At 64.5% G+C, this 7,784-nt stretch carries 8 protein-coding genes and 1 pseudogene; 4 read left to right on the top strand and 5 right to left on the bottom strand.

Annotated features, from left to right (window positions below; translation table 11 throughout):
- Window positions 1-439 (top strand): annotated as a pseudogene (locus CH293_RS14105) (pyridine nucleotide-disulfide oxidoreductase); the annotation flags it as partial.
- A 54-nt stretch (window positions 440-493) separates the two neighbouring features.
- On the opposite strand, the gene CH293_RS14100 reads toward CH293_RS14105, so the two are convergent.
- Window positions 494-1,363 carry an SMP-30/gluconolactonase/LRE family protein gene (locus CH293_RS14100; protein WP_241483881.1) on the bottom strand — a complete coding sequence of 290 codons (870 nt, stop codon included), beginning with the start codon at window positions 1,361-1,363 and terminating at the stop codon, window positions 494-496.
- Window positions 1,364-1,418: 55 nt separating this feature from the next.
- On the opposite strand from CH293_RS14100, the gene CH293_RS14095 reads away from it, so the two are divergent.
- Window positions 1,419-2,165 (top strand): amidohydrolase, encoded by a 747-nt coding sequence (locus CH293_RS14095; protein ID WP_094720571.1) that lies wholly within the window; start codon window positions 1,419-1,421, stop codon window positions 2,163-2,165.
- On the opposite strand, the gene CH293_RS14090 is transcribed toward CH293_RS14095, so the two are convergent.
- Together CH293_RS14090 and purT are read right to left on the bottom strand one after the other, a co-directional pair.
- Window positions 2,158-2,640, bottom strand: coding sequence for a DUF456 domain-containing protein (locus CH293_RS14090; protein WP_094720570.1), 483 nt, complete (start codon window positions 2,638-2,640; stop codon window positions 2,158-2,160). The genes CH293_RS14095 and CH293_RS14090 overlap by 8 nt on opposite strands.
- Window positions 2,637-3,845, bottom strand: a complete 1,209-nt coding sequence (purT, locus tag CH293_RS14085) for a formate-dependent phosphoribosylglycinamide formyltransferase (protein ID WP_037112302.1) — start codon at window positions 3,843-3,845, stop codon at window positions 2,637-2,639. Before purT ends, CH293_RS14090 begins: the two co-directional genes overlap by 4 nt.
- Before the next feature lie 89 nt (window positions 3,846-3,934).
- On the opposite strand from purT, the gene CH293_RS14080 reads away from it, so the two are divergent.
- Entirely contained in the window at window positions 3,935-5,011 is a 1,077-nt protein-coding gene (locus CH293_RS14080; protein WP_037112304.1) for a CaiB/BaiF CoA-transferase family protein, read from the top strand.
- Window positions 5,012-5,048: 37 nt separating this feature from the next.
- Here CH293_RS14080 and CH293_RS14075 read toward each other — a convergent pair whose 3' ends face one another.
- Entirely contained in the window at window positions 5,049-6,524 is a 1,476-nt protein-coding gene (locus tag CH293_RS14075; protein WP_094720569.1) for a PLP-dependent aminotransferase family protein, read from the bottom strand.
- 60 nt (window positions 6,525-6,584) lie between these two features.
- Between CH293_RS14075 and CH293_RS14070 the strand changes: the two genes are divergently transcribed.
- Window positions 6,585-7,103 (top strand): methylated-DNA--[protein]-cysteine S-methyltransferase, encoded by a 519-nt coding sequence (locus CH293_RS14070; protein WP_094720568.1) that lies wholly within the window; start codon window positions 6,585-6,587, stop codon window positions 7,101-7,103.
- A gap of 163 nt (window positions 7,104-7,266) precedes the next feature.
- On the opposite strand, the gene CH293_RS14065 is transcribed toward CH293_RS14070, so the two are convergent.
- Window positions 7,267-7,707: an LGFP repeat-containing protein gene (locus CH293_RS14065; RefSeq protein ID WP_094720567.1), complete on the bottom strand. Its 441-nt coding sequence runs from the start codon at window positions 7,705-7,707 to the stop codon at window positions 7,267-7,269.
- Window positions 7,708-7,784: the final 77 nt, after the last annotated feature.

Here is a 7,784-nt window from a genome sequence, read left to right as displayed (position 1 = left end):
CCAAGCGGTCTACCGCGCCGTCGGCTACCTCTCCCAGAACATCGCCCAACTCCCCTTCGACGACCAAGCCGGCACCATCCCCAACGAAGCAGGCCGCGTCGTGGAGTCCCCGTCCTCGACCACCCCGGTCCCGGCCACCTACGTCACCGGCTGGATCAAGCGTGGACCCGTCGGCCTGATCGGTCACACCAAGGGCGACGCCAACGAAACCGTCGCCAACCTCCTCGAGGACGCACCGAACTTCACCGGCGCCACCGACCCCGATCTGGACGCGGTCACGACGTTCCTCGAAGACAAGAAGGTCCCCTTCACCACCTGGGACGGCTGGTACCGCCTCGACGCCCACGAACGCTCCCTCGGCGAACCAGAAGGCCGCGAACGCGTCAAGGTCGTCGAACGCGAGGACATGCTCCGCGCTTCCGAGCCGGACAAGGCTTGATTCACGCGTGAGTAGGAAACGCACAGAGCGCTGTGCGTTTCCTACTCACGGCGGTTAGACCCGCACCGCCAGAAGTTTCCCTTCCGTCTCGACCTTGCGCTGGTGCTCGTTGAAGTCCGGAGCCGCGCAGACGTACAGAGTCCGGCCGTCGTCACCGCCCAGGCCACACGCGAACACCCCGGTGTCGAACTCGAGCTGATCGACGATTCCCTTGCCTGGGACGACGTGCACGATCCGCTGGCCCAGCGCGTCCGCCACCCACAGCGAGCCGTCCGTATCCATCGCACAGCCGTCGGCCGCAACGGACAGCTGGCCCAGCGCCGTCTCCATCGACGTCATGTCCGGCAATTCTGCGAACTTCACCCAATCGCGACGATCCCCCAACGAACCGTCCGGATGCACCGCGAAGGCGCTGATGCGGTTGCCGACCGTCTCGTCGACCACCAATTCCCCGTCGGGCGTCAGACCCATCCCGTTCGGGAAGTACAGATCCTTCGCCACGACGTGCACCGAGCCGTCGGGATCTACCCGCAACAAATCGGCCGTGTCCGGAGTCGCCAGGTTCATCAGATCGAAGCCGAAATTGCCGACGTAGGCTCGTCCCCGATCATCGACGAGCATGTCGTTGAGGTTCGCCTTCACGTACGACGACAGATCTGCGTGCTCGACGAGCGAGCCGTCGTCCTCACGCCGGAGCAACTTCTGATCTCGCATCGAGACCACGATCAACCTGCCGTCCGGCAGCCATCCGAGTCCCGACGGTTGCTGCGGCACCTCCGCCTCGACACGGACATCGGATCCGTCACCGCGAGCGGACACCACCTTCTGGCTGTAGAAGTCGGACACCCAGATTCGACCGTCCCGCCATCGCGGACACTCGAGGAAGGTGTATCCGTCGAGGACGATTTCTGCTTCAGCTCTCATGTTTCGCATTCAAACACCGGCGCGGGTCCCCGGGTGTCGAAATCGCATTGCTGGCATGCTGTCCCTTGTGTTCGACGCCCACCGATACATCCTCGACCCGCGATTCCCGCTGGTCGAGAATCAGGGATACCCACCGGAGCCGTACACGATCGAGGATTACGACCGCGACACCGACGGCCTCGGAATCACCGGCGGCGCCGTCATCAGTTCGTCGTTCCACACCACCGACCAGGCATACCTGGTGGCCGCACTGCAGGCGCTGGGACCCAGCTGGGTAGGCGTCGCCCAACTCGATCCCGACACGTCCGACGACGAGATCGTCGAACTCGATCGAGCAGGCGTCCGTGCCATCAGGCTCAACTTCAAACGAGGCGCGACGGACGTCCAGACACTCACCGCGCAGGCCCGACGAGCACACGAACTGGTCGGCTGGCACGCGGAACTGTACGTCGAAGCCTCGATGCTGCTCTCGCTCGAACCGATCCTGTCCAAGCTCCCCGCGGTGAGCATCGACCACCTCGGAATGTCCGCGCAGGGGCTGCCCTATCTACTGGACCTCGTCGAGCGTGGCGTCCGGGTGAAAGCCTCCGCATTCGGCCGAATCGACATGGACATCGTCGACGCCATGAAGAAGATCCACGCCGTCGACCCTGCTGCCCTCATGTTCGGCACCGACCTGCCCGGCACCCGAGCGCCCCGACGGTTCCTGGAGTCCGACATCGACCTCGTCGCCGACGCAGTGGGAGGCGACCTTCCCGCGGTCCTCGGCGGCAATGCCCGGGCTTGGTACCGGGTCAAATGAAGATGGCAGCTCCGAGCCACACACCGGTCGCGAGCAGCGCCCCGAACAGTTCGACGAGAATGGACAGCCCCGCAGCCTTCGTGGCGTGCACCGTCGATCTCCACGCTTCACTGTGATTGCGATGACGTGGCAGTTCAGCAACATACGTCCCGAGGATGAAACCGACGAACAAGCCGACGACGGGAATGACGAAGAACCCGACGATGCCGACGAGACCGCCGACCACCAGCGAACGCGTCGGGATGCCTGCGTCCTTCATCCTTCGACCCGGCCAGGTGTACTTCACGACGCCACTGGCGACCAGCAGAACCGTCGCAATGCCGAACACGACCCAGGCTGCGCTGCCGCCGGTCACGAACGCCCACACCGCGATTGCCGCGAAGATCAGAATCACACCGGGCAGAATCGGCACGACGATCCCGACCAATCCCACGAGGATCGCCAACGCGACCAGTACCTCCCCCCAGGCACTCACGTGACGGGACGAATCTTGCCTGCAGCCTCGGTTGCCCGCGCACGAGCCGAATCGATGTCGGACGCCGTCGACACCGCAACGCCCATCCGTCGACGCACGAAGCTCTCCGGCTTACCGAACAGCCGCACATCGGTCTCCGGCACGGCCAACGCGTCGGCGACTCCGTCGAAGGCGATCCCTTCTGCATCGACGCCGCCGTAGACGACCGCCGACGCGCCCGGCGAGACGAGCGTGGTGTCCACCGGGAGTCCGAGGATGGCACGGGCGTGCAGTTCGAACTCCGAAAACCGTTGCGTACGAAGCGTGACCAACCCGGTGTCGTGTGGACGAGGGCTGACCTCGGAGAAATACACGTTGTCGCCCTGAACGAACAGTTCGACGCCGAACAGGCCTCGCCCTCCGAGAGCAGTGGTGATCTTGTCCGCCACGTCCTTTGCCGCAGCGAGCGCGACGTCCGACATCGGTTGCGGCTGCCACGATTCGACGTAGTCACCGGACTCCTGACGGTGCCCGATCGGCTCGCAGAAATCCGTACCCGCCGTCGATCTGATGGTCAGAAGCGTTATCTCGTAATCGAAATCGACGAATCCTTCGACGATGACCCGACCGAGGTCGACGCGTCCGCCCTTCAAGGCGTAGTCCCATGCCGCGGCGACATCCTCGGGGCCGCGGACGACCGACTGCCCCTTCCCCGATGAGGACATGACGGGCTTGATGACGGCTGGATAGCCGATGGAGTCCAAAGAGCTGCGAACATCCTCGAGCGAGTCGGCGAAGGCGTAGGGCGACGTCGGAAGTCCCAACTCCTCGGCCGCGAGTCGCCTGATTCCCTCGCGATTCATGGTCAGCTGCGTCGCCCGCGCCGTCGGAATGACAACACTCCTGCCACGACTCTCGACCTCGGCGAGAGCATCGGTTGCGATGGCCTCGATCTCGGGGACGACGAAGTCAGGTTGCTGAGCGTCGATCAAGGCCAGAAGCTGCTCCGGATCGCTCATGTCGATCGTGAAGGCGTGATGGGCGACCTGGTGACCTGGTGCGTTGTCGTATCGATCGACGGCAATGACCTCGACGCCCAAGCGCTGGAACGCGATGATCACCTCCTTGCCGAGCTCGCCCGCGCCGAGAAGCATCACTCGCGTGGCTCCCGGCGTCAGAGGTGTACCGATCCGTACTGCTTCGTCTCCTGCGCTCACGCAGCTCATTATCCACGGCCTCGGGGTTCCCTCGCGCCCCCTGCCACGCTAAGTTAACCTCGATTCGCTTACGCCTTACTGATCGGAACGAGGAATACGTGTCGAGTACCGGTGGACCGCTGACAGGACTTCGAGTCGTCGAACTTGCAGGAATCGGGCCCGGCCCCCATGCCGCCCTGCTGCTGGCCGACCTGGGAGCCGACGTCGTGCGCGTCCAGCGCGCCGGCCAGATCTCCGAGCACGATCAGCAGCTGCGCAGTCGCACCCTCGTCGAAGCCAACCTCAAGGACCCCGCGGACGTCGAGAGAATTCTGGGTCTGATCGAACGTGCGGACGTCCTCATCGAAGGATTCCGACCGGGCGTGACCGAGCGCCTCGGTCTCGGCCCCGACGTCGCACTGGAACGCAACCCCAAGCTCGTCTACGGCCGCATGACCGGATGGGGACAGGATGGACCGTGGGCGTCCGCGGCGGGCCACGACATCAACTACATCTCGGTGACGGGCGTACTGCACGCCATCGGCCGCCAGGGCGAGCGCCCGGTGCCGCCGCTGAACATGGTGGGTGACTTCGGTGGTGGATCGATGTTCCTGATCTTCGGTATCCTCGCCGCACTGTTCGAACGTCAGACATCCGGTAAGGGCCAGGTGGTCGACGCGGCCATGGTCGACGGCACCGCAGCGCTGTCGCACATGATCTGGGGCCTACGCGGCGTCGGCGCCTGGTCGGACGAGCGCGGCGTCAACATGCTCGACACCGGCTGGCCTTTCTACGACACCTACGAAACCGCTGACGGCAAGCACATGGCCGTCGGAGCGCTCGAGCCGCAGTTCTTCGCCGAGCTGCTCCGTCTGCTCGAACTCGATCCTGCCACTACGCCTGGCCAGGGCGATCGCGACCGCTGGCCCGAGATGCGTGAGATCTTCACGCGGGTGTTCAAGACCAAGACGCGCGACGAGTGGGCCGCGATCTTCGACGGGACAGACGCCTGCGTCTCGCCGATCCTCACATTCGGCGAAGCATCGGACCACAGGCATCTGGCCGCGCGCGAAACTTTGATCGAGGTCGGCGGCGTCACCCAGCACCGGCCGGCACCGAGATTCTCCCGCACCCCCAACGGAATCCCCACCGCGCCCGCGTCGACTGCGGTCGATCCGGAGTCGGTCTGGCTGTGAGTACTTATGTAGGCCAGGGCCTACATGAGTACTCACATCAGAAGACGAGCGCGGGCTCTCGGTCGTCCGCGCTCGGCGCCAGGGCAGCGTAAGCACTCGCGGTCGCAACGACGGCCGCGGTGATCTCCGCGGGCTCCCGTGTGTAGGGCAGGCGGAGGAAACGCTCGAACGCACCCTCCACTCCGAACCGGGGGCCTGCCGCGAGAACGGCGCCGAACGTCGGCGCCGTCGCGGCGAGCGCACTCGATACCGGCGTCGGGATCTGCAACCACAGAGACATCCCGCCCGTCGACCGACGGTACGTCCAGTCCGGAAGATGCTCCGCAAGAGCGGATTCCAGCACCGAACGACGTTCACGCAGCTGATCGCGGCGGGTGTCGAGAATGGCATCCGCGTCCTGCAACAGGAAACCTGCGGCAAGCTGATCCATGACGGACGTGCCCAGATCATGCGCAGCTCGCGATCCAGCAAGCCTGCTGATCAACGACGGGTTGGCTCGAATCCATCCGATGCGCAGCCCACCCCAGTACGATTTCGACGCCGATCCGATCGTCACCACATCCGTGCCGGACACGCGCCCGAACGACGCGACGGGCGGCGGAGGAGGCGCATCCAGCCACAGATCGACCATGGTCTCGTCGACTATCAGCGTCATCGACGTGTCCCTGGCGATCTTGGCGAGCTCGGCGCGACCGTCGGCGGGAAGGCAACGGCCCGTCGGATTGTGGAAATCCGGAATCATGTATGCGACCTTGGACGCGGTCTGCCGTGCGGCACTGCGGATTCCGTCGAGATCCCACGGCTCCCCCTCCGGCCTGATCGGAACCGGGACCGGGCGAGCGCCGACGCGCCTGATCGCCTCCAGCGCGTTGGGGTACGTCGGGTGATCGATCAGAACCCGATCCCCCGGTGACGTCAGGGTGCCCAGCAACAACCGAACTGCCTGCTGCGCACCGGAAGTGACCATGATCTGATCAGGGGTCGTCGGCAACCCGCGCTCGACGAACCGTCGGGCAATGGATTCACGTAACACCGACAGCCCGATCGGTTCCATACCGTGATTGGACAGATAGGCCGGGAGTGCCTGCAGCGCAGAGTTGTACGCATGCAGCATGGCGTCCGTCGGCGCCGCCATCGCCGCATGGGACATGTCGATGACCGGCCCGGTCGAGCGTGACTGCACCAGCAACCCGTTGGGCTTCGCCATGTCCGGCAGCGCGACGGTGCTGCGGGCGCCCTGTTTACTGATCAGATAACCCTCTTCGCGCAGCACGGCATAGGACGACGTGATCGTCGTACGGCTCAGGTCGAGCGCGGACGACAGATCCCGCTCACTCGGCAGTCCGACTCCCAGCGGAATCCGGCCGTCGTGAATGAGCAGCCTGATCCCGTCGGCCAGGGCCCGGTACGTGGGGCGGGACTTGCGCTTGCGCCCGGACGCATCCTCGGCGTCGGTTCGCCACCGTCCAAGGTCGCGCGCCATCGACGTTGCATTGAGCACCCGTATCGCCATTTCTCGATCCTACTGGCCTTCGGATCGAAGTCCAGTTTCGACGCAGTCCATACTGGACTCATGCCGTACACCCTGTTCGACACGCCCCTCGGACGATGCGGCCTGGCCTGGAACTCCGACGGCGTCACTGCCGTCGCACTGCCCGAGTCCGAGGACCGATTGATCGACTACCTGACCGGCTTCGACCCCCTCCCCGGCGACCCGGACGGCGTTGCCCCTGTAGCCATCGAGGGCATCGCGGCTCTGTTCGACGGCGGGAACCCCGACCTTTCGGCCGTTCCGGTGATTCTCGATGTCTCCGACTTCGACAACGCCGTCTACGACGTGGCCCGTGCGATTCCCCGGGGTTCGACGATGACGTACGGCGCTGTTGCTGCGCGGCTAGGACATCCGGGCGCTGCGCAGGCAGTTGGCGGTGCGCTCGGCCGCAATCCGGTGCCGGTGATCATCCCGTGCCACCGCGTCCTCGGCGCCGGCCGTGAGGTCGGCGGCTTCTCGGCTCCCGGAGGGGCATCGACGAAGCAAAGAATCCTCGCCATCGAAGGCGTTCCCGGCTTCGGGGAGCCGACGCTGTTCTGAGCGAAGATCTGCACGAGATGAATCCGGAACTAATTCACTCGAGTGATTTATCTATTTGTCAGTACATTTTCCGAATGGTCACCGAGTGCAATAAAAGGAATAGTCACTCACTGAAACAAACCATAATTCCAGTTTGTGCGCGTTTATTCCGACGTACGGTATTTCAAGCGGAAATCGGTTCGGTTCCAGACGGTAACTCGACCGCGGAAACGCCCTCGGCCTCAGGTCCCGGAACCATGATCTCGTCCTCACGCGTGCCACCGATGGTGAACGCACCCGTCTCCGGCATCCACCCGATGGAGCCGCGCTCGAACAAGCTGTAGCGACCGTAGCCCGTGGGGGTCGGCTTCTCGTTGCTGATCGGATACCCCAGCGCACCGTACGGACCCCCGTGCGCCAGGTACCAAGCGAGAATCTCTCCGTGAACCTCGTGCGCCCCACCCTCCGGAAGCGCGAACACCGTGGCCTTGGCGAACTCCATCATGCCCCCGCCGCTCGGTCCGAGCATGAATTCCCCGACGGCCTCGCCGATCCACGGATGTTCGTAGGCGAAGCGGTCGAATTGGTACCCGAAGACATCTAGACCATTGTACGAAGTGGACATCGACCGACCTTCCGTCGCTTTACCTGGCGCCTATTGTCCGCCCACTTCGCCGATAAAGCACGTCGATTTACAAATAT

The sequence above is a fragment of the Rhodococcus sp. 14-2470-1b genome (assembly GCF_002259415.1).
GTDB lineage: Bacteria > Actinomycetota > Actinomycetes > Mycobacteriales > Mycobacteriaceae > Rhodococcoides.
Note: the sequence above shows the minus strand (reverse complement) of the source record. Positions and strands in the feature narration are given on the sequence as shown.